This is a genomic window from Paraburkholderia phenazinium (assembly GCF_900100735.1).
In the GTDB taxonomy this organism is placed as follows: Bacteria; Pseudomonadota; Gammaproteobacteria; order Burkholderiales; family Burkholderiaceae; genus Paraburkholderia; species Paraburkholderia phenazinia.
The window spans coordinates 1-23,610 of record NZ_FNCJ01000007.1; the positions used below are offsets into that span (position 1 = coordinate 1).

At 61.1% G+C, this 23,610-nt stretch carries 20 protein-coding genes, 1 rRNA gene and 1 pseudogene; 12 read left to right on the forward strand and 10 right to left on the reverse strand.

Going from position 1 to position 23,610, the window contains the following annotated elements; translation table 11 throughout:
* Positions 1 to 164 precede the first annotated feature (164 nt).
* A 5S ribosomal RNA gene (gene rrf / locus BLQ92_RS16825) occupies positions 165 to 277 on the forward strand.
* Positions 278 to 402: 125 nt separating this feature from the next.
* On the opposite strand, the gene BLQ92_RS16830 is transcribed toward rrf, so the two are convergent.
* From BLQ92_RS16830 to BLQ92_RS16850, 5 genes are all read right to left on the reverse strand, one after another.
* Positions 403 to 1,908 carry a coniferyl aldehyde dehydrogenase gene (locus tag BLQ92_RS16830; RefSeq protein WP_244106473.1) on the reverse strand — a complete coding sequence of 502 codons (1,506 nt, stop codon included), beginning with the start codon at positions 1,906 to 1,908 and terminating at the stop codon, positions 403 to 405.
* Positions 1,909 to 1,931: 23 nt separating this feature from the next.
* Positions 1,932 to 2,621: a type 1 glutamine amidotransferase domain-containing protein gene (locus tag BLQ92_RS16835; RefSeq protein ID WP_090685673.1), complete on the reverse strand. Its 690-nt coding sequence runs from the start codon at positions 2,619 to 2,621 to the stop codon at positions 1,932 to 1,934.
* A gap of 148 nt (positions 2,622 to 2,769) precedes the next feature.
* A complete protein-coding gene (locus BLQ92_RS16840; RefSeq protein WP_090685674.1) occupies positions 2,770 to 3,300 on the reverse strand; it encodes a MerR family transcriptional regulator in 531 nt (176 codons plus the stop codon).
* Between the two features lie 84 nt (positions 3,301 to 3,384).
* Positions 3,385 to 4,284 carry an acetoacetate decarboxylase gene (locus BLQ92_RS16845; protein WP_090685675.1) on the reverse strand — a complete coding sequence of 300 codons (900 nt, stop codon included), beginning with the start codon at positions 4,282 to 4,284 and terminating at the stop codon, positions 3,385 to 3,387.
* A 169-nt stretch (positions 4,285 to 4,453) separates the two neighbouring features.
* A complete protein-coding gene (locus tag BLQ92_RS16850; protein WP_090685676.1) occupies positions 4,454 to 4,891 on the reverse strand; it encodes a MerR family transcriptional regulator in 438 nt (145 codons plus the stop codon).
* 318 nt (positions 4,892 to 5,209) lie between these two features.
* On the opposite strand from BLQ92_RS16850, the pseudogene BLQ92_RS16855 reads away from it, so the two are divergent.
* From BLQ92_RS16855 to BLQ92_RS16875, 5 genes and pseudogenes are all read left to right on the forward strand, one after another.
* Positions 5,210 to 5,389: pseudogene (locus BLQ92_RS16855) on the forward strand (hypothetical protein); the annotation flags it as partial.
* Between the two features lie 184 nt (positions 5,390 to 5,573).
* A complete protein-coding gene (locus tag BLQ92_RS16860) occupies positions 5,574 to 6,806 on the forward strand; it encodes an NADH:flavin oxidoreductase/NADH oxidase family protein (protein ID WP_090685677.1) in 1,233 nt (410 codons plus the stop codon).
* Between the two features lie 260 nt (positions 6,807 to 7,066).
* The gene (imuA, locus tag BLQ92_RS16865) at positions 7,067 to 7,759 is read left to right on the forward strand and encodes a translesion DNA synthesis-associated protein ImuA (protein WP_090685977.1); all 693 of its coding nucleotides are present in this window, start codon (positions 7,067 to 7,069) and stop codon (positions 7,757 to 7,759) included.
* On the forward strand, positions 7,689 to 9,170 hold the full coding sequence (locus BLQ92_RS16870) for a Y-family DNA polymerase (RefSeq protein ID WP_143016605.1): 1,482 nt from the start codon (positions 7,689 to 7,691) through the stop codon (positions 9,168 to 9,170). The genes imuA and BLQ92_RS16870 overlap by 71 nt, the downstream gene beginning before the upstream one ends.
* Positions 9,171 to 9,176: 6 nt before the next feature.
* Entirely contained in the window at positions 9,177 to 12,326 is a 3,150-nt protein-coding gene (locus BLQ92_RS16875) for an error-prone DNA polymerase (RefSeq protein WP_090685679.1), read from the forward strand.
* 118 nt (positions 12,327 to 12,444) lie between these two features.
* Here BLQ92_RS16875 and BLQ92_RS16880 read toward each other — a convergent pair whose 3' ends face one another.
* Positions 12,445 to 13,380: a dTDP-4-dehydrorhamnose reductase family protein gene (locus tag BLQ92_RS16880; RefSeq protein WP_090685680.1), complete on the reverse strand. Its 936-nt coding sequence runs from the start codon at positions 13,378 to 13,380 to the stop codon at positions 12,445 to 12,447.
* Positions 13,381 to 13,392: 12 nt separating this feature from the next.
* The gene (locus tag BLQ92_RS16885; protein WP_090685681.1) at positions 13,393 to 13,596 is read right to left on the reverse strand and encodes a heavy-metal-associated domain-containing protein; all 204 of its coding nucleotides are present in this window, start codon (positions 13,594 to 13,596) and stop codon (positions 13,393 to 13,395) included.
* Between the two features lie 124 nt (positions 13,597 to 13,720).
* Between BLQ92_RS16885 and cueR the strand changes: the two genes are divergently transcribed.
* The 3 genes from cueR (at position 13,721) to BLQ92_RS16900 (ending at position 15,266) form a co-directional block, all read left to right on the forward strand.
* Positions 13,721 to 14,146 (forward strand): Cu(I)-responsive transcriptional regulator, encoded by a 426-nt coding sequence (cueR, locus tag BLQ92_RS16890; protein ID WP_090685682.1) that lies wholly within the window; start codon positions 13,721 to 13,723, stop codon positions 14,144 to 14,146.
* 305 nt (positions 14,147 to 14,451) lie between these two features.
* On the forward strand, positions 14,452 to 14,598 hold the full coding sequence (locus BLQ92_RS16895) for a DUF3563 family protein (RefSeq protein WP_090685683.1): 147 nt from the start codon (positions 14,452 to 14,454) through the stop codon (positions 14,596 to 14,598).
* Between the two features lie 302 nt (positions 14,599 to 14,900).
* Positions 14,901 to 15,266, forward strand: coding sequence for a hypothetical protein (locus BLQ92_RS16900; protein ID WP_090685684.1), 366 nt, complete (start codon positions 14,901 to 14,903; stop codon positions 15,264 to 15,266).
* Positions 15,267 to 15,285: 19 nt separating this feature from the next.
* On the opposite strand, the gene BLQ92_RS16905 is transcribed toward BLQ92_RS16900, so the two are convergent.
* Both BLQ92_RS16905 and BLQ92_RS16910 read right to left on the reverse strand, forming a co-directional pair.
* Complete coding sequence (locus BLQ92_RS16905) at positions 15,286 to 16,131, reverse strand: 23S rRNA (adenine(2030)-N(6))-methyltransferase RlmJ (protein WP_090685685.1); 846 nt, start codon at positions 16,129 to 16,131, stop codon at positions 15,286 to 15,288.
* A gap of 232 nt (positions 16,132 to 16,363) precedes the next feature.
* Positions 16,364 to 17,335 carry a potassium channel beta subunit family protein gene (locus BLQ92_RS16910; protein ID WP_090685686.1) on the reverse strand — a complete coding sequence of 324 codons (972 nt, stop codon included), beginning with the start codon at positions 17,333 to 17,335 and terminating at the stop codon, positions 16,364 to 16,366.
* Between the two features lie 279 nt (positions 17,336 to 17,614).
* Between BLQ92_RS16910 and BLQ92_RS16915 the strand changes: the two genes are divergently transcribed.
* Positions 17,615 to 18,412, forward strand: a complete 798-nt coding sequence (locus BLQ92_RS16915; RefSeq protein ID WP_090685687.1) for a 3-hydroxybutyrate dehydrogenase — start codon at positions 17,615 to 17,617, stop codon at positions 18,410 to 18,412.
* A gap of 10 nt (positions 18,413 to 18,422) precedes the next feature.
* Entirely contained in the window at positions 18,423 to 19,661 is a 1,239-nt protein-coding gene (locus BLQ92_RS16920; protein ID WP_090685688.1) for a DUF3734 domain-containing protein, read from the forward strand.
* Between the two features lie 133 nt (positions 19,662 to 19,794).
* Here the strand turns inward: BLQ92_RS16920 and BLQ92_RS16925 are convergent, their stop codons facing one another.
* Positions 19,795 to 20,994, reverse strand: coding sequence for an amino acid aminotransferase (locus BLQ92_RS16925; RefSeq protein WP_090685689.1), 1,200 nt, complete (start codon positions 20,992 to 20,994; stop codon positions 19,795 to 19,797).
* A 456-nt stretch (positions 20,995 to 21,450) separates the two neighbouring features.
* Here BLQ92_RS16925 and uvrB point away from each other — a divergent pair, with 456 nt between their 5' ends.
* Entirely contained in the window at positions 21,451 to 23,544 is a 2,094-nt protein-coding gene (gene uvrB, locus BLQ92_RS16930; RefSeq protein WP_090685690.1) for an excinuclease ABC subunit UvrB, read from the forward strand.
* Positions 23,545 to 23,610 lie beyond the last annotated feature (66 nt).

Genomic DNA, 23,610 nt, shown 5'->3' on the forward strand with positions numbered 1-23,610 from the left:
TTACAGTGATCCCACCCCCGAAGGGGGCAGGACACCACGCACAGGTTGAGTGATCAGTGTTGTGCCAGAAACAACACAACCCGCATCAAACGAGAGGCATCCTCTCAGCTACTTCTTCCAGATTGGCTGTGCCGCCCACAAAGGCGACACGGCAACAAGTCATGCCTGATGACCATAGCGAGTCGGTACCACCCCTTCCCATCCCGAACAGGACCGTGAAACGACTCCACGCCGATGATAGTGCGGATTCCCGTGTGAAAGTAGGTAATCGTCAGGCTCCCTAGCAAGACCAGAAACCCCGCCCCTCAAAGGCGGGGTTTTTGCGTTTACGCGCCCGGAAATCATGTTTGCGGCGAATCGGCGCGTGACGTGCACTTGCGGTACGGCTGCGTCTTTCCATCCTCAAAAGCTCGCCTTCGACGAATAGCCAGTAGCGCGCCCATGCGCTTTCCCGAGCGTCGCAGAAAGAGCCAGATTTGCCAGCTTACCGAACGGTGCATGCAGCAGTCTTGCGAAGCTCCATCGTCCCTGGATGAACACCCCCTTCGCGTGGCTCATCGCGCGAAAGCCCTCCGGGCCGTGGTAAGCCCCCATCCCGCTCGGCCCAACGCCCCCGAACGGCAGATCGTCCTGCGCAACATGCATGATGGTGTTGTTAATACCGACATTGCCCGATGTGGTGCGCTGAAGCAGACTTTCACATTCAGCGTCCTCGGCACCAAAGTAATAAAGCGCTAGCGGGCGCGGCTGCCTATTCACATAAGCGATGACCTCGTCCATCGTTCGGTACGTACGCACCGGGAGAATCGGACCAAAAATCTCCTCCTGCATAACCACCATGTCGTCACATGCTCCGACAATCAGCGTAGGAGGAAATGTGCGCGGCCTCCCGGCGGCGCTCTCCGGTTTGACGCCGGCCGCGATCACGTTCGCACCCTTGTGCCGGGCATCTTCAACAAGACGTGTCAGGCGGCCATAGTGTCTGTCACTGACAATCGACGTGTAGTCATCGGAGGCAGGCCCGTCCGGGTAGAAGCGAGCCACCGTCGCCTTATACTGAGTGACAAATGCCTCCCTGTCGTGCTCATGGACCAGGGCGTAATCAGGCGCGACGCACGTCTGCCCAGCGTTTGCGAGTTTGCCGAAGACGATACTGCTCATGGTCCGATCGTCGACATGGCCGCGCGCCACGATCACTGGGCTCTTGCCGCCGAGTTCAAGGGTTACGGGTACGAGGTTCTCGCTTGCCGCCTTCATGACCTTGCGCCCAACCTGTGTGCTGCCAGTGAAAAACAGGTGGTCGAAGGCCAGAGCGCTGAACGCCGCGCCGACATCCGGGCCACCGATCACAACCGCCACTTCTTCGGACGGAAAAGTGTCCGCGAGCATGCGCTGGATTACGTCACTGGTGCGAGGGGTCAGTTCCGATGGTTTCAGCATCACGCGGTTGCCGGCAGCAAGGGCGGTAGCGAGCGGAATGAACGTCAGGGAAAAGGGGTAATTCCACGGTGCCATCACACCGACGACGCCCTTGGGCTGGTACTCGACATACGCCCGACCTGAGCGATAGATAAAGCCGACATGCCGGCGTTCGGGTCTCATGAAGCGACGCAGGTTACGCGTCAGATAGTCAATGGCCTGGATGACGCCGACGAGTTCCATGATGCCTGTCTCGTGTCGCGAGCGATGCCCGAAATCCGCGCTGATCGCTTCTTCCACTTCACTGCGGTAAGCAAGTACGGCCGCACGCAGCCGCGCAAGGCGCGCCTTGCGTTGGTCATGATCCGGCCGCGGCTCCTTCAGAAAGGCGGCACGCTGACGGTCCAGGAGCGCTTGCGCGTCGGCGTCGTGAACGGGTTCTACATAGAGGTCGAAGTCGTGACTTCTGATGCCATTCAAAGTGGACACAATCAACTCGCTGAGAGAAGGATTCAGTTATCAAGAAGTGCTGCAACCTGGCTTGCCGTCGCCTTGGCCGATTGCGGATTCTGACCGGTCACGAGGCGCCCGTCGGTGACCACTCTTGAGACGAAAGGCAGCAACGCCTTCTCGTACAATGCGCCGCGGCGGACCATTTCTTGCTCAGCGTTGTAGGGCACTTTGCTGGCAACCCCCGCGAGTACTTCTTCGACCCAGGAATAGCCGGTAAGCCGGTGTCCGGCGACCAGCAGCGCGCCGTTTGAAAGCCTGGTGTTCAGCAGACCGCAATAGCCATGGCAGACGGACGAGACGATTCCGCCATGCTCATAGATGTCGCGCGTGATTCGCTGCAGAGGCTCGTTGTCCGGAAAGTCCCACATGACGGCATGGCCGCCTGTGAAATAGATCGCATCGAAGTCCGCCGGATCGATCTGGTCGGGACGGGCGGTTGTTGAAAGTAGCGTCTGCCGGTTCCTGTCGTTGAGCCATTCCTTCACTGAAGCATCGGCAAGGGGCCACTTAAGGGAGCGCGGCTCGAGCGGCGAAACACCGCCTTTCGGACTGACGAGCTGCTGCTCGTATCCCTTTTCGCCGAAAACGTGCCACGCATGCGTCAACTCCGACAGCCACAAGCCAGTGGGCTCGGTCTGGTCGGCATAATTGGCGACGTTGCTGACGACGTGCAGTATGCGTTTTGTCATGTTGAAACATCCTTTCATTGTTCCCGTGCTGACATCGCAGACGCGCTGCGGCATTGCTGCAGCATGCCCACTACATGCCCGACTTGTTGAACAATAACCTTGAAGTCAAGTTCAAGCTCAAGACCTTTGGATATCTAACGATCGACCATCAGCCGGGAGAATGATCCGGACAGTGCGTCGGGGTGACGTTGACCTGGCGGGACCTTTTCGGTCGCCGGCGGCTTGCCTTCCCCAGGGCCTTGACATCGCCGGACGCGAGGGCGGGGCTTGTCATTTCGCCCCGGCGCATTCGCGACAGCACTCTCTTCGCGTTGGTCGTGCAATCGATCTCTGCTGGCTTGGCTTCGATCTCCGCGATCAGCGAGACGAGATGCGTTTTGCTCTGCGCCAGTCGTGCCTCCAACGCTTCGATGTCCTGCACCTTGAGGCGGAGCGTTTCGAGTAACGTGCCGTGTTGCCACTGCGTCGGATCGGGCGGCAGCAGCATGCCAATTTCATCGAGGCTGAAGCCGGCCTTTTGCGCAGTCGCAACCAGATCGAGCACCAGCAGGGCCTCGGCTGGATAGGTCCGATATCCGTTGGGTTGGCGTTGGACGGTCTTCATCAGCCCAATGCGCTCGTAGAAGCGGATGCGTGACGGGGTCAGTCCAGTGCGCTCCGAGAGTTCCCCGATCTTCATAGGCTTGATACTCCACCGTTATTTCGGAATCCGCTCCTGCGTGACGCTCGTTGCGGATCTTCGTAGCTGCATATTGCTTCAGGCTTAATCAAAGGCCCTTAGACGCGCGGGCAGATTCAGAACCACTTGCGCGTCCTTGACCACGTCGAAGCGAACAATTGTCGAGACGCCCAGTCCATCGAGAAGCTGGCTCAACGGACCGCCGTTACGCACCAGTTTTACTTTCCGGGGGAGAATACGTTGAGCGAACGATAACGTGTTGGTCTGGACCGAAGTCTGATGCCATTCACCGTCGATAACGTGCACCATTGTCGACGTTCCCATGTGAGATTGCGGCGTGACGTTGTGCAGTGTGGGCAGCGGCGCGCTCAACACCAGATCCGGCGTTCCACCGAGGGAGGATATGCTGGCCTTGACGCCCGCACCGAGATCAACAGTGATCCCGGCGAGCCACTTGGGCAACTGATAGCCATACACCCCACGCACCCTCGCTATTTCGGTGGTGACCGGGAGCGCCAGGACGTGCGCGAAAAAGCTTCGACGCCGCATTGAGTCAAGCAGTTCGATCAGATGCGACCCACGCGCGCCCGGCCGGCGGATAACGACTGCAACCGAGACCTCGTCGTAAGGATCGTTATCGCAGACGGCGTACGAAAAGAAAGTCAGCGCCACTAACCCGTAGCCAGGCAATGCATGCAACGGCTCAAGAGGCGTCGGCAGCGCGGACCGCAATCGCTCCAACGGGGCTAGCATCAGGACCTGGACACTGCTCGCGCGGTAGTAGAAATTCGGCGCCCATATCGGGCCGACCCTTGACTCGACCTGATGCTTCGGTATTCTGCGGAAGAAATCGATGTTCCCGACAGCGGGATCACGCGCCACCTCGTCGAGGTTCGGATGCATGCGGAAACGGTCGTAGTATCCGCCCTCGATAACTTCAACCTTGTGTGATCCAAACTCGACCTGTGTGAACCGCCTGTCCATATCCCTTGACCTTTCTAGATGGTTGACCTGCGGACGGTCGTGATAAACCGATCGCCCCTGCAGGACATACTCTAAGATTCAACTCAACTTCAAGGTCAAGCATTTCAGCGCAGGTAATTCATCACGACCTCGTGAAAGCCGACAATCAATAGGCAGGGAATACCGTAAATCAGCGCGAGCCTTTCTTCCGTTCCGGCACCCCCCCGTTGTCGCGCAGCCGGCCCATAACCCACTCCTTTCTATCTGAACAGTTCAGATTTGCTGGTCTGTTTTCGATGCTCTCAATGGCTACGAGTAGCTGCGCCCTGTTCTGATTCAGGCGCTCCTGCATCTCTTCGATTTCGGTCACTTTATGCTTCAGCGCTTCGACTAACGACTCATGCTGCCACGAGCCCTGACCCGTTGGCAGCAGATGCCGGATCTGTTCAAGAGAGAAGCCCGCGCGCTGGGCACTGGCGATGATCTCGAGCATTGACAGCGCTTCCGGAGGGTAGTCGCGATAGCCGTTCGCCGTGCGCTCGACCGCCTTGATTACGCCAGTCGCCTCATAGAAACGGATGCGAGACGCGGTCAGGCCGCTGAGTTCTGCCAGTTTTCCGATCTTCATATGGCACTTTCAAAAAGTGTTGACCTTAAAGTTCACTTTAATCCTACAGTTAAAAGACGGTCAAGCAAGGCTCAACGGACTCCGGAAGCCCGCCGCCGCGGACCGTGATGGAGGAAAGCGACGAGGACGGTGAAGGCTCGCTTGGCCAACAGTCTCGTGTGCCGCGTCGGCGCGCTACTCGCCGGCACCCGAGATGCGAGCGCTTCAATCACCGTCGCCGTCTATCCATCAGACAGAAGGAACAGTACGTTAGCCGGACCGGCCGCGACCAGGCGCGCGAGGCCGATTGACTGCGAACACAGCACCGGAGAAGCGAAAATGGGATTTGTCACAACGAAGGATGGCGTCGATATTTTCTATAAGGACTGGGGCCCGCGTGACGCACAGGTCATTTTCTTTCATCGGAACGGTACGCTGAAGACCTATTCGGGTTTTCCTCACGGCATGCCGACGACCAACGCCGACGCGATCAATGCCGATCTGCTCGCGTTCATCAAAGAGTCGTAAAGCCGTCAATCGCGTGCGATCACGCTGCTGCTGACGCGTGCAGGCAAGTCAACGAGCTACCCACGGGTGGCTCGTTCCGTTTTGATCCCATCGTCAAATTCACCGCCAAAAATTGCTTGACCTTGAACTTAACTTCAAACTTAGAGTGTGCAACACGATCAATTGAGGTGTTCCTATGAACGTGTTCGACAAGCTGATTCTCCCTAACGGTTCGGTCATCCCCAACCGTATCGCCAAAGCCGCCATGGAAGAAAACATGGCGGATGCCAGCCAGGCTCCATCAGAGAAATTGATGCGGCTCTACGAGGCGTGGGCAAACGGCGGCGCCGGCCTGCTGATAACGGGCAATGTGATGGTCGACAACCGCGCCATGACGGGACCGGGCGGAGTGGTCCTGGAGGACGACACGCAGTTGGCAAAATTCGCGCGCTGGGCGCAGATCGGCCGATCCAAAGGCGCACAGTTCTGGCTGCAGATCAATCATCCAGGCCGTCAGATGCAAGCCAATCTTGGCCAGCAGACATGGGCGCCTTCGGCCGTACCGCTCGACCTGGGCAAGCTATCCAAACGCTTCAATACGCCGCTCGCGATGACACAGGAAGTCATCGACGACGTGATTGTGCGATTTGCCCGGACCGCGCGACTCGGAGAGCAGGCGGGATTCACCGGTGTAGAAATTCACGCGGCCCATGGCTACCTGTTGAGCCAGTTCCTTTCGCCGCTCACAAACCGGCGAACGGATGAATGGGGAGGAACGCTTGCGAACCGCGCGCGTCTGCTACTGGAGGTTGTCAAAGCGGTTCGTGCTGTGGTTTCTCCGCACTTCTGCGTTGCTATCAAGCTGAACTCAGCCGATTTCCAGCGCGGCGGCTTCACTGCCGACGACGCACGGCAAGTGGTCAAACTGCTCAACGGTTTGAAAGTGGATCTGGTTGAGCTGTCCGGCGGCAGCTACGAAGCGCCAGCCATGCAGGGCGAAGCTCGTGACGGCCGCACGTTGGCGCGCGAAGCCTATTTCGTGGAGTTCGCACGCGACATCCGGAAAGTGGCGGAGATGCCGGTCATGGTCACGGGAGGGATCCGCCGTCGGCAGGTCGCCGAACAAGTGGTCAAGAGCGGTGTGGACATGGTCGGAGTGGGCACCGCTCTCGCGATCGAACCCGATTTGCCCCGGGCCTGGCAAGGCGGAAAAGACGTTGCTCCTGAACTTTCGCCGATCACCTGGAAGAATAAGACACTGGCTTCGCTGGCGAACATGGCTACCGTCAAGTTCCAGTTGCGCAAGCTAAGCCTGGGCATGAAAACTGATCCGAAGGTGTCGCCGCTGCGCGCGTTGATTCTGCAGCAAACAACTGATGCATGCCGAACTCGCAAGTACAGACGCCTGATGGCGCAACGGGTAACGTGACCGGGTCTGACTGGACCCATTGATACCCCTGATTCAAAGAAACCAGCCCCCGCTTGACGCTCTGACGCCCGACCGCTGCCCCACCGCATGGCGGGGGACCTCGGCGGCTCACCCGCAAATTTGAGATCTTGCGCTAGAATTACTGTATATTTATACAGTACTTTTGGAGCTTGATCGTGAATCGCACTGACGCGGCCGCTCAGCAGATACGTGCCCCCGGTGAACGGGCGCGCTCCATTGATGCCGTCCTCGACTCAAGTATGTATTCGGAGGCGGGGGGAATCGCGCTCTGGCGAGCCTCGCAGCTTGCGCGCGGGCGTGGGGGGACGGTGGATACAGGCTATCCGGCACTGTCAGCGGAGTTGCCCGGTGGCGGCTGGCCAGTTGGCGCGCTGATCGATTTGCTGGTTCAGCAGGCTGGCGTTGGGGAAATGCGGCTTTTGCGGCCTGCGCTTAGCTCACTCGGTGAGCGGCCCATTGCGCTGGTCCAGCCACCACACATTCCGGATGGGCTGGGACTGGGGTATATCGGGCTGTCGCTCAATCGCTTGCTGCAAATCAAGCCGCCCAAAATCGCTGACGCCCTGTGGTCGGCCGAGCAGATTCTGCGTGCCGGCAGTTGTGGGGCGCTGATTTTGTGGGCGCAGCACGCGCAGTCGTCATCGCTGCGGCGTCTGCATCTGGCTGCGCAGTCATCCGAGACGCTGTTCATCATGGTCCGGCCGCTCACGGCGGCTCAGGATTCATCGCCGGCCTTACTGCGGCTGGCTTTACGACCAGCCGCAGAGGGCCTGATGGTCGATATCGTGAAACGACGAGGTCCAACACGCGCGGAGCCTCTGTCGATTTCTCTCCAACCCACTCCAGTTTTGTTTTCCCGTCATGCGCGTCTTTCTCGCCGTCCACTTGCCGAAGTTGTCCCTCGAAGTCTTCCGGCCGAGGTGGTTGTCTGAGCCGGAGCACGGCAGTGCGGTGCTCGAGAAAGACAAGGTAATGATCGTGGACCGCGCGGCACGCGAAGCAGGTGTGCTGCTGGGCATGAAGCGCGGCGGTGTGCTGACGCTATCGCCGGAAACCGCAATGTACGAGCGCGACGTTACACGTGAAGTCGCTGCGCAACGAGAAGTCGGCGTGGCGTTGATGAAGTTTTCGCCGGATGTAGCGCTGCTCGATGAGGCAACGGTCATCGTCGAAGTCGGTGCGAGTCTGCGGCTTTTCGGCGGCCTGCTGTCGCTGTGCAGGCAAACCAGGGCGATACTCGACACGTTCGGAGTGACCGCGCGCATCAGTGTTGCGCCAACCGGGCAGGGCGCATGGCTGCTGGCGAAGTACGGGCGGGGGCAAGGTGCGCGTCGAGTCTTGCAGCTCGCCTCGCTCGAGCGTGCATTGCTACCGCTGCCGATGTTCGCGGTGCCGGAGATCCGTCCGTTCGCCGACTGGTTTGCCGGGCTGGGCTGCGAGACGATCGCCGACGTGCGCCGCCTGCCGCGCGCGGGTTTGCAGCGCGGCTGTGGCGAACATCTGCTGGATTCTCTGGATCGCGCCTTCGGCACGGCGCCGGAGCTGTTCGACTGGCTCGAATTGCCGCCCACGTTTTCCGCGCGCATCGAATTGCCCGACCGGCTCGAACATGCGGACGGCGCGGTGTTCGCCGCGCATCGGCTGATCGTGCAACTGTGCGGCTGGCTGTGCGCGAAGCAACTGGCAGTCACCGCGGTCACGCTGTCCATCGAGCATGAACGCGGCAGGCAAGCGCTGCCGCCGACGCTGATCGAAATCGCCCTCGGTGAGCCGGCATGGCGCGAAGACCATCTGCTGCGTCTCGTGAAGGAGCGGCTGCACCGCGTGGAACTCGTCGCGCCTGCCATTGCGCTGCGGCTCGATGCAACGAAGGTCGAGCCGGCTGCGCCCGATACGGACAGTCTGTTTCCCGAGCCCGGCGGCTCGCCGGAAGAGCACGCGCGTCTGATCGAATTGCTGATCGCGCGCCTTGGCGATGAAAACGTGCTGCGTCCTGCGCCAACCGCGGATTACCGGCCGGAAGTCGCGAACCGCTGGGTGCCGGTTAGCCAGGTGGCGAAGAATATCGCGTTGCCCGACGGCTTGCCGCGGCCGACGTGGATGCTGGCCACGCCCGTGCGTCTGCTGATGCGTCAGCATCGGCCGTTCTATGGTTCGCCGCTGCGCATGGTGTCGCCCGCAGAGCGTATCGAAGCCGGCTGGTTCGACGGCGAACTCGTCACGCGCGATTACTTCGTCGCGCAAGCCGACGACCGCAGTTGCTACTGGATTTACCGCGAGCGTATCAGCAGCCGCGATGCCGAAGAAGAGCAACGCTGGTTTCTTCACGGCCTGTTTGGATGATGCGCAATGGACTCGACCTTCACTGCGCTGCCGGCGTACGCCGAGCTGTTCTGCTTCTCCAACTTCACGTTCCTGCACGGCGCGTCGCATGCGAATGAACTCGTCAAGCGTGCAGCGCAGCTCGGTTACGCGGGACTGGCCGTCACGGACGAATGCTCGCTCGCAGGCGTGGTGCGCGCCCATGTCGCGGCGAAAGAGGTGGGCTTGCCGCTTGTCATCGGCTCTTATTTTCAGTTGCGCAATGCCGATGGTTCGCCTGCGTTCGGACTGATTCTGCTCGCGCAGAACCGTGAGGGCTACGGCAACCTGTCTGAGTTGATTACGCTTGCGCGAACCCGCGCGCCGAAGGGTGAGTACCGGCTGACGCCACACGATCTGTCACGGCCCGATCGCAACAACGCCCACCTGCGCGGCATGCCGGATTGTCTTGCGATTCTGGTGCCGGCATTTCCTGCCAAAGAAGAGGCACTGGAAGCGCAAATTGAATGGCTCGACCAGACCTTTGCCGAGCGCGCATGGGTGGGTCTCGTGCAGCATCAGCGTGCGATGGACGATATTCATCGCGGGGCAGTCGAGTATGTCGCGGCCTCCCAGAATGTGCCGGTCGTCGCGCTCGGCAATGTTGTGATGCATGTGCGTTCGCGCAAGCCGTTGCAGGATACGATGACGGCGATCCGTGTCGGCAAGCCGGTTCATGAGTGCGGTTACGATCTCGCGCCTAATGCCGAGCAGCATTTGCGCTCGCGGCTGCGCATTGCGAATCTTTATCCCGAGCAGACACTGCAAGAGACGATCAAAGTTATCGAGCGTTGTACGTTTTCGCTCGAGAATTTGCGCTACGAATACCCGGACGAACTCGTGCCGGCGGGTTTCACACCTGCCGCATACCTGCGTCAGGAAACCTATATCGGTGCGCAACGGCGTTTTCCTTCCGGGATTCCGTATCACGTCCAGCAACAGATCGAGCACGAACTGGCGCTTATCGCGGACCTGGAGTATGAGCCGTTTTTTCTGACGGTTTACGACATTGTTCGCTACGCACGCAGCCAGAACATTTTGTGTCAGGGGCGAGGGTCGGCCGCCAACTCTGTCGTGTGTTATTGCCTGAGCATTACCGAGGTGGATCCGGCGCGCAGCAGCATGCTGTTCGAGCGCTTCATTTCTAAAGAACGTGGCGAGCCGCCGGATATCGATGTCGACTTCGAGCATCAGCGGCGCGAAGAGGTGATCCAGTACATCTATAACAAGTATGGGCGTGATCGCGCGGCGATTGCGGCGGCGGTGTCGACTTACCGGCCGCGTGGCGCATTGCGTGAGACAGGCAAGGCGCTGGGGATCGATCCGCAGATTGTCGATGCGGTGGCGAAGTCGCATCACTGGTTCGACAATAGTCACGATCTGCTGAAGCATTTCGAAGAGACGGGTCTCGATCCGGAAAAGCCGTTGATTCAGGCCTGGGCGAGATTGGCGTCGCAATTGCTCAATTTCCCGCGCCATCTGTCGCAGCATTCCGGCGGTTTCGTGATCAGCCGCGGCAAGCTCACGCGTCTTGTGCCGGTCGAGAACGCGGCAATGGCGGATCGTCAGGTGATCGAATGGGACAAGGATGATCTCGAATCGCTCGGACTTCTCAAGGTCGATGTGCTTGCACTCGGCATGCTGTCGGCGATCCGGCGCACACTCGATCTTGTGTCAGAGCGGCGTGGCGAGCGCCTCGAGATGCAGGACATACCAGAGGGCGATGAAGAGACGTACGACATGATTTGCCGCGCCGACACGATCGGCGTGTTTCAGATCGAATCGCGCGCGCAGATGAGCATGCTGCCGCGTTTGCGCCCTCGCAAGTACTACGACCTCGTCATCGAGGTGGCGATTGTGCGTCCTGGGCCGATTCAGGGCGGTGCGGTGCATCCTTATCTGCGCCGACGCCAGAAGCTGGATCCGGTCACTTATCCACGCGAAGAGCTGAAGATTGCACTAGAGCGCACGCTTGGCGTACCGATCTTCCAGGAGCAGGTCATGCAGGTCGCGATGATCGCGGCGGGCTTCACGGCAGGCGAAGCCGATGAGCTGCGCCGGGCGATGGCCGCATGGAAGCGCAAGGGCGGCCTGGAGAAGTACTACGATCGCATCATCAACGGGATGCAGAAAAACGGCTACGAGCGCAGCTTCGCCGAAGCGATCTTCGAGCAGATCAAGGGCTTTGGCGAATATGGCTTTCCGGAAAGCCATGCGGCGAGTTTCGCCTTGCTCGTCTATACGAGTAGCTGGTTGAAGTGTCACGAACCCGAGGCGTTTCTTGCTGCCATGCTCAATAGTCAGCCAATGGGTTTCTACTCGCCGTCGCAACTCGTGCAGGATGCACAGCGGCATGGTGTCAGGGTGTTGCCGGTCGATGTGACCGTCAGCGGATGGGATTCGACGCTCGAATCGATCGATGGAGCAGAGCGCCCGGCAGTGCGTCTTGGGCTGTCGATGCTGCGCGGCATGAAGGATGGCGCCGCTGAGCGCATTGAGAATTCACGCGCGGTACGGCCGTTCAGGAGCGTGCAGGATCTGGCGCGTCGCGCCCAACTCGATCGGCACGATCTGCAGGTGCTGGCCGATGCGAATGCACTGGTGGTGCTTGCGGGCAATCGTCGCGAAGCATTGTGGCATTCGGTGGCCGCCGTGCCCGATAAAGACATGCTGGCCGGTACCGCCGTGCAAGACGATACTCCCGAACTGGGCGAGCCCTCGGAAGCGCACGAGATCGTCGCGGACTACCGGTCCGTGGGGCTGACGCTCGGCCGCCATCCGCTCGAACTGTTGCGGCCTCAACTGCTGGCCAATCGGCTAATGCCCGCATCGACGTTACGCAGTTATCCTGATGGAAGACTGGCACGCGGCTGCGGCATTGTCACGATGCGACAGCGGCCGGGTACGGCAAAAGGGGTTATCTTCATGACGCTCGAGGACGAGACCGGCAATGTGAATGTAATCGTGTGGCCGGGTTTGCTGGAGAGACAGCGCAAGGAGGTGTTGGGGGCGGCGCTGCTAGCGGTGTACGGCGTTTGGCAGCGTGAAGGGGATGTCCACCATCTGGTCGCGCAACGGCTGGTTGATATGTCGCATCTGCTGGGTGGACTGCAGTCCACCAGCAGGGATTTTTGCTGAAGGCCTGTTTCGCCGGATTCAGACTGCGCGGAGAGGCCGGTTTGGGTTGGGACGTGGCGCTGTCTCAACAGACCGTGGTGGCTTGTCGCGGCTCGCCACGGCGAGCCGCAATTTCGACCTATGCCGTGTTCCTGACGTCGCTGGCTAGCCAGGGAAACTTCTCCAGCACTTGCCGGATCGCTGTATCGAACGGCGTGCGGCGGCCGATGCCGAGCGCCTCTAGACGGCTCGAGTCCAGATGGCAGTTATGCGGGCGCGGGGTCGCATCCGTCGGCGTGTGCTGCGGCGTGAGCCGGGCCTCGACTCGCAGCGCCCCGGCAAGGCGGATTGCAATCTCGTACTTCGTCATCGGCTCATCGCCCGACCATTGCACGATGCCGCGAATCGCTTCGCCACGCGCATGCCGTTCGAGCATCTGACGGATGACGTATGCCACGTCGGGAGTAAACGTCGGGTAACGGATCGCCCATGCGTCCATCACAGCCGCCTTCGTACCTGGCGAGGCGCTCGCTGATGCCGCGATGGCCGGCACCAGACTGGTCACGGCCGATTCCGCCCAATCGACGATCGGCCCATACAGCAAGGGCAGACGCAGCACACAACCGAAATCGGTCGTCTCAGTGAGCGCTCGCTCACCGTCGAGCTTGCTGCGGCCATAGGCGTTGAGCGGCGACGGTTGGGCGTCATAGCGGTAGGGCGGGTGCGCGCCGTCGAACACATAGTCGGTGGAGATCGACAGCACCCACGCACCACGTTGTTTGGCCGCCTCGGCCACGCTGCGCACGGCGTCGACGTTCAGCGCGCGAGCCAGCGCCGGATTGTGTTCGCAGATATCCGGGCGGCGTTCAGCCGCCGCAATGACGATCGCATTGGGCGCCTCGCGCTCGACAAACTGTTTGACCGCCGCGGCATCGCGAATGTCGAGCGTGATGCTGTGCGGGCCGGCGCGCCGGAACCCGGTCGAAACGACTTGCCAGTCCGCTTGCTGCGCCAGTTCCTCTACGAGGGCGCGGCCCACCAGGCCGGACGCGCCGATCACTGCAACCTTGAACATGCGTGTCTCGCCTCAGTGAGTCTCGACGACCGTGTAGCCGGCCTCGTCGATGGCTGCCTTGAGCGCGTCGGCCGGTTGTGCCGATTCGACTGCCACACGGCCGCTCGCGAGATCCACCTTGACCTGCGCGGCGCCGTCCTGTTCGCGGATCGCCTTGGTCACCGCCGCCACACAATGCTGGCAGCTCATGCCTTCTACCTGAAATTCGATCGTCATCTGCTTTGCCTCGATAAACGTGAAGGGTGCAACGGTTGAATTATGCCTGCCGAGACGCACTTGAGTGGCTGACCTTCCCATGGTGGGAAGGTGTAGGATCGGCGGGCATACTAGGGAAACAGTCATGAACATCGGTGAAGCGGCCCGCGCCTCGGGCGTCACGGCGAAAATGATTCGCTACTACGAAAGTGTCGGCTTGCTGGCGGCGAAATCCCGTACGACGGCGGGGTACCGCGTCTACGGCCCGCAGGAAGTGCATTCGCTACGCTTTATTCGTCAGGCGCGGCGTCTGGGCTTTCTCGTAGAGGACATCCGCCGCCTGCTGGCCTTGTGGCAAGACCGCTCGCGCGCGAGCGCCGAAGTGAAGGCGATTGCGCTCGAACACGTCGCGGATCTCGAGCGCCGCATTGCCGAGCTGACGGAGATGCGCGACACGCTCGCGCACCTCGCCGACCATTGTCACGGCGACGAGCGCCCCGATTGTCCAATCATCGAAGGTCTCGCGGCTCCAGAGATGGCTATTAGTCATGGCTGCCACACCAACGAATGAGCGACTTATGATGAAAGGTGCAACCTTAACGGCAATTCGTTGCAACCTAGTCACATTGTCGCACCAATGTGGTGCGATCTCGTGACCCAAGTCCGTGAAAAGCGCGATGAAACACCGCTAACTCCATATAAATCAATCGCTTGCATTGCAATTCAGGATGCACCATTCCAAAACGGAATGCACGCCATTCGGGCATTTCACTAGCCAGGTTGCATGAGAAGGCTATAATCCGGGTTAACCCTTCATAAGGGAAATCCCTGATGCCCAATCCACCGGGGATTCATATCTGATCCTTGGAGAACATCATGTTTGCATACGTTATTGAAAAGCTGAGCACCTGGTTTGAAACCGCTGAACGTAGCCGCCGTGAGGCTTACCTCGCGTCGTCGTCGGACATCGTCCAGCTCGAACAGCGCATCCGCTCGCTCGAAACGAACGGCTACTCGCTGTAAAGCAGTCTGAAGTCTGTCTGACCCGCGGCGGCGCAGCCTGTCCCAATCCCCGAGAGGGATTCTCTTCAGGGCGCGCAGTCGTAGTAGTAGAGCGTAAGGCCCCGTATCGACGGGGCTTTGTCACATCTGGCGCCTGCGCTTTTGTCCACACTCGTCAACGGCTCATCGCTCACTCATTGAGCCAGCTTGCTGGTCGCCGCTCACGCGCCACTCAATATCGACTAGCTTGAACGTTGCCACCGCGGTAAGGTAAAGCGTTTTTTTGCGCAATCCGGCATTCCCGCAACCCACCCGGTCCGCTCATGGCTCCTGTTCGATTGATTCGCGCCTTACCGGGCGCCGTTGTCCTCACGCTGTGCGCTGCGGTTTCGCTGCTGGCGCTAGCTACACCCATGGCATTTGCCGCTTCGTCGAGCGGTGGGCAGCCTTTGATACTCGATACGCAGCATGGCATTAGCGATGGCCAGAGCGGCACGGTGCTGCAGACCGCGCCGCTTTCGCGCGAGCGGATCGTGCAGGCCCAGCCTATGGCGACGCCGACCGAACTGACGCCGAACTCGTCCGTGCCCCTGATCGTCGCGCCCTATATCCAGTTGCCTGTGGGAGGCGGTGGAGCGCCGGCGCCGTATCCAAGGCCGCAGCCTCGTCCGGCGCCGCCGTCGCAGTAGAAGCCTGAACCGTCCTGGTTCAGTCGCCGCGGTGTTCTACCTTGAATTGCGCGGCCTTGTCCTGTCCGAGAGCCTGCACCAGCCACGGCATGGTGTCTTTCAGCGTTTTAGCGAGGGTGTACGGCGGGTTCAGAATGAACATGCCGCTGCCGAACAGACCAAAACCATCTGTCGGCGGATTGCTGACCGTCAGCGTGACGTGCAGCCAGTTGCGTTCCTGCAGGCGCTTCAACTGGTCCGGAAAACGCTGCGATTCCGGGCGTGTGACCTGCGGATACCAGATCGCATAGGTGCCGGTCGCAAACCGCTTGAGACTTTCCTCGACGCAATTCAGCGTGCGGGTGTAGTCGCGCTTGTCTTCGAACGACGGGTCGATCAGCACCAGCGCACGACGCGGCGGCGGCGGCAGCAAGGCCTTCACGCCGTCGAAGCCATCCCCTGCGTAAAGCATGGCGCGCCGGCCGGCGTCGCGGAAATTGTGCTGCAGCACGTCGATTTCGGTGGTGTGCAGTTCGAACAGGCGCATGCGATCCTGTTCGCGCATCAGCCGCCATGCGAGATACGGCGAACCGGGATAGAAGCGCAGGTTGCCGTCGGCATTCAGCGCTGCCACTTCATCCACGTAGTCGGCCAGCATCGGGGGCAGGTCGGTACGCCCCCACAGCTTGGCGATGCCGGTCTCGAACTCGCCCGTCTTGGTGGCATAACCTTCCTTCAAGGAGTAGACGCCGGCCCCCGCGTGCGTGTCGATGTACCAGTACGCCTTGTCTTTCTGGGCGAGGTAGCGCAACAACTGCACGACGACGGCGTGCTTGAGGACGTCGGCATGATTGCCTGCGTGAAAGGCGTGGCGGTAACTAAGCATGATGAGGTGAGGCTCGAAAGAGGGCGTGCCGGTCGATTGAGGTCCCGCGCGAGGCTCCACGGCGGGAGCCTGCAGCAACGGGGGCGCCGCGTTGCGACCGGATGGGCACGTGCAAGGCGGTCGCGTATTGTACGCGAGCCTGCGTTGCAGTCCGAACCGCCGGTCGCCGCCGGCCCGAACCGCGCCCGTCCGGACGCCGCATCATGGCGTGCCGTCGGCGCGGCCGCAACGCTCAGTCGTACGCGTCGCCAACGATCTCTTCGATCCTCAGCTTGATCTCGGGCGTGATGTTCGCCGCAACTTCCTGCGCCTTCATATTCTCGGCGATCTGCTCGACCCGCGACGCGCCGGTGATCACCGTGCTGACATGCGGGTTCTTCAGAATCCAGGCAATCGCAAGCTGGCCGACCGTGCAACCGAGTTCGTCCGCCAGGTTGCCGAGCTTGCCGACCACGCTGTTCTTGCCGGCGTCGGTGACCTGCTTGCGCAGCCAGTCGTAGCCTTGCAACTGGGCGCGGCTGTCGGCCGGCACGCCGTCGCGGTACTTGCCGGTCAGCAGGCCCGAGGCGAGCGGACTCCACGTTGTCAGCCCAAGGCCGATGTCCTCGTAGAGCCGGCGGTATTCCTGCTCCACACGCTTGCGGTGGAACAGGTTGTACTGCGGCTGTTCCATGACAGGTTTGTGAAGGTGATGCCGTTCCGCGATGTCATAAGCCGTCCGGATCTCGTCCGCGCTCCATTCGGAGGTGCCCCAGTAGAGCGCCTTGCCGCGCGTGATCATGTCGCTCATCGCCCAGACGGTTTCTTCGACCGGTGTGTTGGGGTCGGGCCGGTGGCAAAACGCCAGATCCACATAGTCGAGTTGCAGGCGCTGCAGCGAGGCGTCGATTGCGTTCAGCAGATACTTGCGGTTCAGCGTGTGGTACTGGTTGGGCGCTTCCTGCAGGCCCCAGAAGAACTTGGTGGACACCACGTAGCTAATGCGTGGCCAAGCCAGTTCTTTCAGCGCCTGCCCCATGATCTGTTCCGACTTGCCGCCGGCGTAAGCCTCGGCGTTGTCGAAGAAGTTGACCCCGGCGTCGCGTGCGGCCGCCAGCGATTCGCGCGCCGCATGGGTGTCCACCTGATTGCCGTAGGTCACCCAGGAACCGATGGACAGTTCACTGACCTGCAGGCCGGAACGGCCCAGTCGTCGATAGTTCATGCACTTCTCCTTACGAGGTGATGCAATGGGCATCCAATCCGGTCAGCGGAATCGAGTGCCGAATCGGGTGTCGAATGGGGCGCTGAATCAGGCGCAACCCGCACAGTTTAAAGAGATATGCGTTTGTGCGTGATTTCCCGATGCCTTTCCCGGGGTTCATGCACAATAGCAAAGTTGGCCGCAGTGCAGCATTCGTCTGAACGGCCTATGCCGTTTGGTCAGCTTCACGCCGCCTGCGCGTTGTGGTGTCATTGCTCATCAACTGTATGGAGGTTCTGGATGTCGTCACTGAACACGAATCTGAATGGCAAGGTCGCGGTCGTTACGGGCGCGGCGAGCGGGATCGGCAAGCAGATCGCGCTGACATTGTCGGCCGCGGGCGCTGCGGTTGCCATCGCCGACCTGAACCAGGATGGCGCGAACGCTGTTGCTGAAGAGATCAAACAGGCCGGCGGCAAGGCCATCGGCGTCGCCATGGACGTCACCAACGAAGAAGCCGTCAACCAGGGCATCGACAAGGTGGCCGCCGAATTCGGCTCGATCGATATCCTCATCTCGAACGCCGGTATCCAGATCGTCAATCCCATCGAGAACTACGCATTTTCAGACTGGAAGAAAATGCAGGCAATTCACGTCGACGGTGCGTTCCTCACCACCAAGGCGGCCTTGAAACACATGTACAAGGACGATCGCGGCGGCATCGTGATCTACATGGGTTCGGTCCACTCGCATGAAGCTTCCCCGCTGAAGTCGGCGTATGTCGCGGCCAAGCATGCCTTGCTGGGTTTGGCGCGGGTGCTGGCCAAGGAAGGCGCGAAGCACAACGTGCGCTCGCATGTGGTCTGCCCCGGCTTCGTGCGCACCCCGCTGGTCGACAAGCAGATTCCTGAGCAGGCCAAAGAACTGGGCATCAGCGAAGAAGACGTGATTCGCAACGTGATGCTCGGCGGTACGGTGGACGGCATCTTCACCACGGTGGAAGACGTCGCGCAAACCGTGCTGTTCCTCTCCACCTTCCCGAGCGCGGCCTTGACCGGCCAGTCCTTCATTGTGAGCCACGGCTGGTTCATGCAATAAGGAGACCGCTATGGCGCAACGCAATGTCAAGCGGGCGCGTGCCGGCACCCTCGGCGACGGGGATGGCGAGCACGCCGGAGCGGCGGCTGGCGTTCGCGCCAACCACCATATCCACTTGCCCCAGTACGAAACCATCGCGCTGATGCTGCAAGGCGGCGGCGCGCTGGGCGCTTACCAGGCCGGCGTGTTTCAGGGCCTCGACGAGGCCGGCATCCGGCCGAACTGGGTCGCCGGTATCTCGATCGGTGCGCTCAACACGGCGATCATTGCCGGCAATGCGCCGGAGCATCGCGTCGAACGGCTGATCGAGTTCTGGGAGACGATCTGTCAACCGGCTTTCGCGCCGCCGTTGCCGCCGTTCATCGAGCAGGCGCTGTTCAACTCCAACGACACCATCCGCAAGGCTTTCACGGCCTTGCAGGCCACCGGGGCGATCGTTCAGGGGCAGAAGGGCTTCTTTGTGCCGCGCTTCCCGACGCCCCTGCCAACCGTGTCCGGGCCACCGCAAAACGCCAGTTACTACGACACGACGCCCATGAAGGCGACGCTCGAAAAGCTGTGCGATTTCGACCGGATCAACTCGGGTGAAACGCGGGTTTCGGTGGGGGCCGTGAATGTCGGTACGGGTAACTTCGCGTACTTCGACAACACGCGGATCAAGCTGCGGCCGGAGCATTTCATCGCCTCGGGTTCGCTGCCACCGGGTTTCGGTGCGACGGAAATCGATGGGGAGTACTACTGGGACGGCGGCCTGATGTCGAACACGCCGCTCTATGAAGTGATACAGACTACGCCCCGTCGTGACACGCTCGCGTTTCAGGTGGATCTGTGGAGCGCCATCGGGCCCGTGCCGGACAATATTACGGACGTGCAGGGCCGTATGAAGGACATCCAGTACTCGAGCCGCACGCGTCTCGTGACCGACATGCTGCAGCGTTCGCAACGCTTCCGCCATGTCTTGCGCGAGGTGCTCGACCGCGTAGCGCCGGAGCATCGCGACGATCCCTGGTGCAAACTTGCCGATGAACTGTCCTGTTCGAAGCGCTACAACGTCGTCCATCTGATCTACCGGCAGAAGGAGTACGAAGGGCATTTCAAGGACTTCCAGTTCGGCCTGTCCACCATGCGCGAACACTGGGAAAGCGGCTTGCAGGACATCCGCGCTTCTCTGGCGCAACCGGACTGGCTGGCGATGCCTGAGAACGACGCCGGTTTCGTCACGCACGACATTCACCGCGACAAGCGCTGATGCTGCGGTCGTTTCATTCCGGTTGTTCAGCACCAAACAAAAACGGCGCCCAGATAAAAATGGGCGCCGTTTTTTAACAGCGAAGCCGAAGCAGGGGACGCAGCGCTAAAGCGCGCCGCATTCCCTCACGACATTACTTCAGAACGTGGGCAATCGCGCCGGCAACCACGTCCAGGTTGCGCGTGTTCAGCGCAGCCACGCAGATACGACCCGTGCCCACGGCGTAGATGCCGAACTCTTCGCGCAGACGGTCAACTTGCGCTGACGTCAGGCCCGAGTACGAGAACATGCCGCGTTGCGAGTTGACGAAGCTGAAGTCGCGGTCCACGCCGCTTGCCTTCAGACGTTCAACCAGACCGTTGCGCATAGCGCGGATGCGGTCGCGCATTTCGCCGAGTTCCGTTTCCCACAAGGCACGCAGTTCCGGCGAGCCTAGCACCGCGGCGACGACCGAGCCGCCGTGCGTGGGCGGGTTCGAGTAGTTCGTGCGGATCACGCGCTTGAGTTGCGACAGCACGCGGGTGGCTTCTTCCTTGCTGCTCGTGATGATCGACAACGCGCCGATACGCTCGCCGTACAGCGAGAACGACTTCGAGAACGACGACGAGACGAACACGTTCAGTTCAGCCAGCGCGAAGAGGCGCACGGCTGCAGCGTCCGCCTCGATGTTGTCGCCGAAACCTTGATAGGCGATGTCGAGGAACGGCACCAGTTCGCGCGCCTTGACCACTTCGACGATCTGCTGCCATTGGGCCGCGGTCAGGTCGACGCCGGTCGGGTTGTGGCAGCACGCGTGCAGCACGACGACCGTGCCGGCCGCGTAGCCGTTCAGCGCGCTCAGCATGGCTTCGAAGTTCACGCCGTTGGTCTTCGCGTCGTAGTACGGGTACGAGACGACTTCGAAGCCCGCGCTTTCGAACAGCGCACGGTGGTTTTCCCAGCTCGGGTCGCTGATCGCGACCTTGGCGGCCGGGTTCACGCGCTTCAGGAAGTCTGCGCCGATCTTCAGCGCGCCCGTGCCGCCCAGCGCCTGCGCGGTGACCACGCGGCCCGCGGCGATCAGCGGCGAGTCGTTGCCGAGCAGCAGCTTCTGTACCGCAGCGTCGTAGGCAGCAATGCCTTCGATCGGCAGGTAGCCGCGCGGCAGCGCCGCTTCGACACGTGCCTTTTCTGCGTCGCGCACGGCGCGCAGCAGCGGAATCTTGCCTTCTTCATTGAAGTACACGCCCACGCCCAGGTTGACCTTGGTGGTGCGCGCATCTGCGTTGAAAGCTTCGTTCAGGCCCAGGATCGGGTCGCGGGGAGCAAGTTCGACGGCGGAGAACAGAGACATGATGGTTCGGCAGTAGTGAAAAGAGGGACGGCTTCAGGCGTGGCTGCGGTCCGGCGGTGAATGCGTGTGCGAGCGCTGCGGTGACGCAGGCCGGGCACAGGCAGGCAAAGCGGTTCGGACAAGCCGAATTCGGGACGGCAGCTGCGAGCGCAGCATGCCATTGTAGCGAATCCTGGCGGGTTTTTTGGCCCATCCTGTCCACGGCGATGGATTATTTGCTTGTAAAACAGCGCTTTGGCGCCAGATTCGACACACGGGCAGCGTCTGCTGCCCGCTGGATCAGCTCCGGCAGATGGGCGCACAACGCCGTTGCGTGGCGCTCCGGTAGCCCTTCAGTAACCTTCACAAGACCGGCTGTAGTGCGCATTCGGCAAATTTACCCGCCGGGCACGCGCACAGCCCGCGCTTGCGCAAACCGCTAGAATAGTCCTTTGCCCAGGCCCTGGTGCCGCACACATGTCCGAACATCATCTGACTGAAGTCAACGACGCTCTCGACGAGTCGAAATTCGTTACGTTTGAAGGCTCGCCGTTTCAGCTCTACCAGCCGTACCCGCCCGCCGGCGACCAGCCCACCGCCATCGACACACTCGTCGAAGGGGTTGAGGACGGCCTGTCGTTTCAGACCCTGCTCGGCGTGACCGGCTCCGGCAAGACCTTCACGATGGCCAACACCATCGCGCGGCTCGGGCGGCCGGCAATCGTGTTCGCGCCGAACAAGACGCTCGCGGCGCAGCTTTACTCGGAGTTTCGCGAGTTTTTTCCGCGCAACGCGGTCGAGTACTTTGTCTCGTACTACGACTATTACCAGCCGGAAGCGTATGTGCCGCAGCGTGATCTGTTCATCGAGAAAGACTCGTCGATCAACGAACATATCGAGCAGATGCGGCTCTCGGCCACCAAGAGCCTGATGGAGCGGCGCGACGTGGTGATCGTGGCGACGGTATCGGCGATCTACGGTATCGGTAACCCGTCCGAATATCATCAGATGATTCTGACGCTGCGCACCGGCGACAAGATCGGTCAGCGCGACATCATCGCGCGGCTGATCGCGATGCAGTACAACCGCAACGAAACCGAGTTCCAGCGTGGCGCGTTCCGCGTGCGCGGCGACACGATCGACATCTTCCCGGCGGAACACGCGGAAATGGCCGTGCGGGTCGAGCTGTTCGACGACGAAATCGACACGCTGCAACTGTTCGACCCGCTGACGGGCCGGGTGCGTCAGAAGATTCCACGCTTTACCGTCTACCCGTCGTCGCACTACGTGACGCCGCGCGAAACCGTGATGCGCGCGGTGGAAACGATCAAGAGCGAACTGCGTGAGCGGCTGGAGTTTTTCTACAGCGACGGCAAGCTGGTGGAGGCGCAGCGCCTCGAGCAGCGCACCCGTTTCGATCTGGAAATGCTGCAGGAGCTGGGCTTTTGCAAAGGCATCGAAAACTACTCGCGGCACTTTTCGGGCGCCGCGCCGGGCGAGCCGCCTCCGACCCTGGTCGACTATTTGCCAAGCGACGCATTGATGCTGCTCGACGAATCGCACGTGTTGATCGGCCAGTTGAACGGTATGTACAACGGCGACCGGGCGCGCAAGGAAAACCTCGTCAACTACGGCTTCCGGTTGCCGTCGGCGCTGGATAACCGGCCGCTCAAGTTCAACGAGTTCGAACGCAAGATGCGCCAGGTGGTGTTCGTCTCCGCCACGCCCGCCGACTATGAGCAGAAGACGGCAGGGCAGGTGGCCGAGCAACTGGTGCGGCCGACCGGCCTCGTCGACCCCGAGATCGAAGTGCGCCCGGCGCGCACTCAGGTCGACGATGTGCTTTCGGAGATCAACGAGCGCGTCAAGGCGGGCGACCGTGTGCTGGTGACGGTGCTCACCAAGCGCATGGCTGAGCAGTTGACCGAGTTCCTCGCCGACCACGGCGTCAAGGTGCGCTATCTGCACAGCGACATCGATACGGTCGAGCGGGTCGAAATCATCCGCGATCTGCGGCTGGGTACGTTCGACGTGCTGGTGGGGATCAACCTGCTGCGCGAAGGGCTCGACATTCCGGAAGTGTCGCTGGTGGCGATTCTCGATGCCGACAAGGAAGGCTTCCTGCGCGCCGAGCGCTCGCTGATCCAGACGATCGGCCGGGCTGCGCGGAACGTGAACGGCCGGGCGATCCTGTACGCGGACCGCATCACCGATTCGATGCGCCGCGCCATCGACGAAACCGAGCGGCGCCGCAACAAGCAGATCGCCTTCAATCTCGAGAACGGCATCACGCCGCGCGGCGTGGTCAAGCGCATCAAGGACATCATCGACGGCGTCTACAACGTCGACGAGGCGCGTGCCGAACTGAAGGAGCAGCAACAGCGCGCCAAGTTCGAGGACATGTCCGAGAAGCAGTTGTCGAAGGAACTCAAGCGGCTCGAGAAGCAGATGATGGAGCACGCCAAGAACCTCGAATTCGAGAAGGCGGCTCAGACGCGCGACGAGCTGGCGCTGCTGCGTCAGCGGGTATTCGGCGCCAATGTCGGCGACCATCTGACCGGCACGAACTGATCGACGTATCGCGCCGCTGGATCGCTTCTTCGGTCCAGTAGCCGCTCAGCCTCATTCTGACCCCGG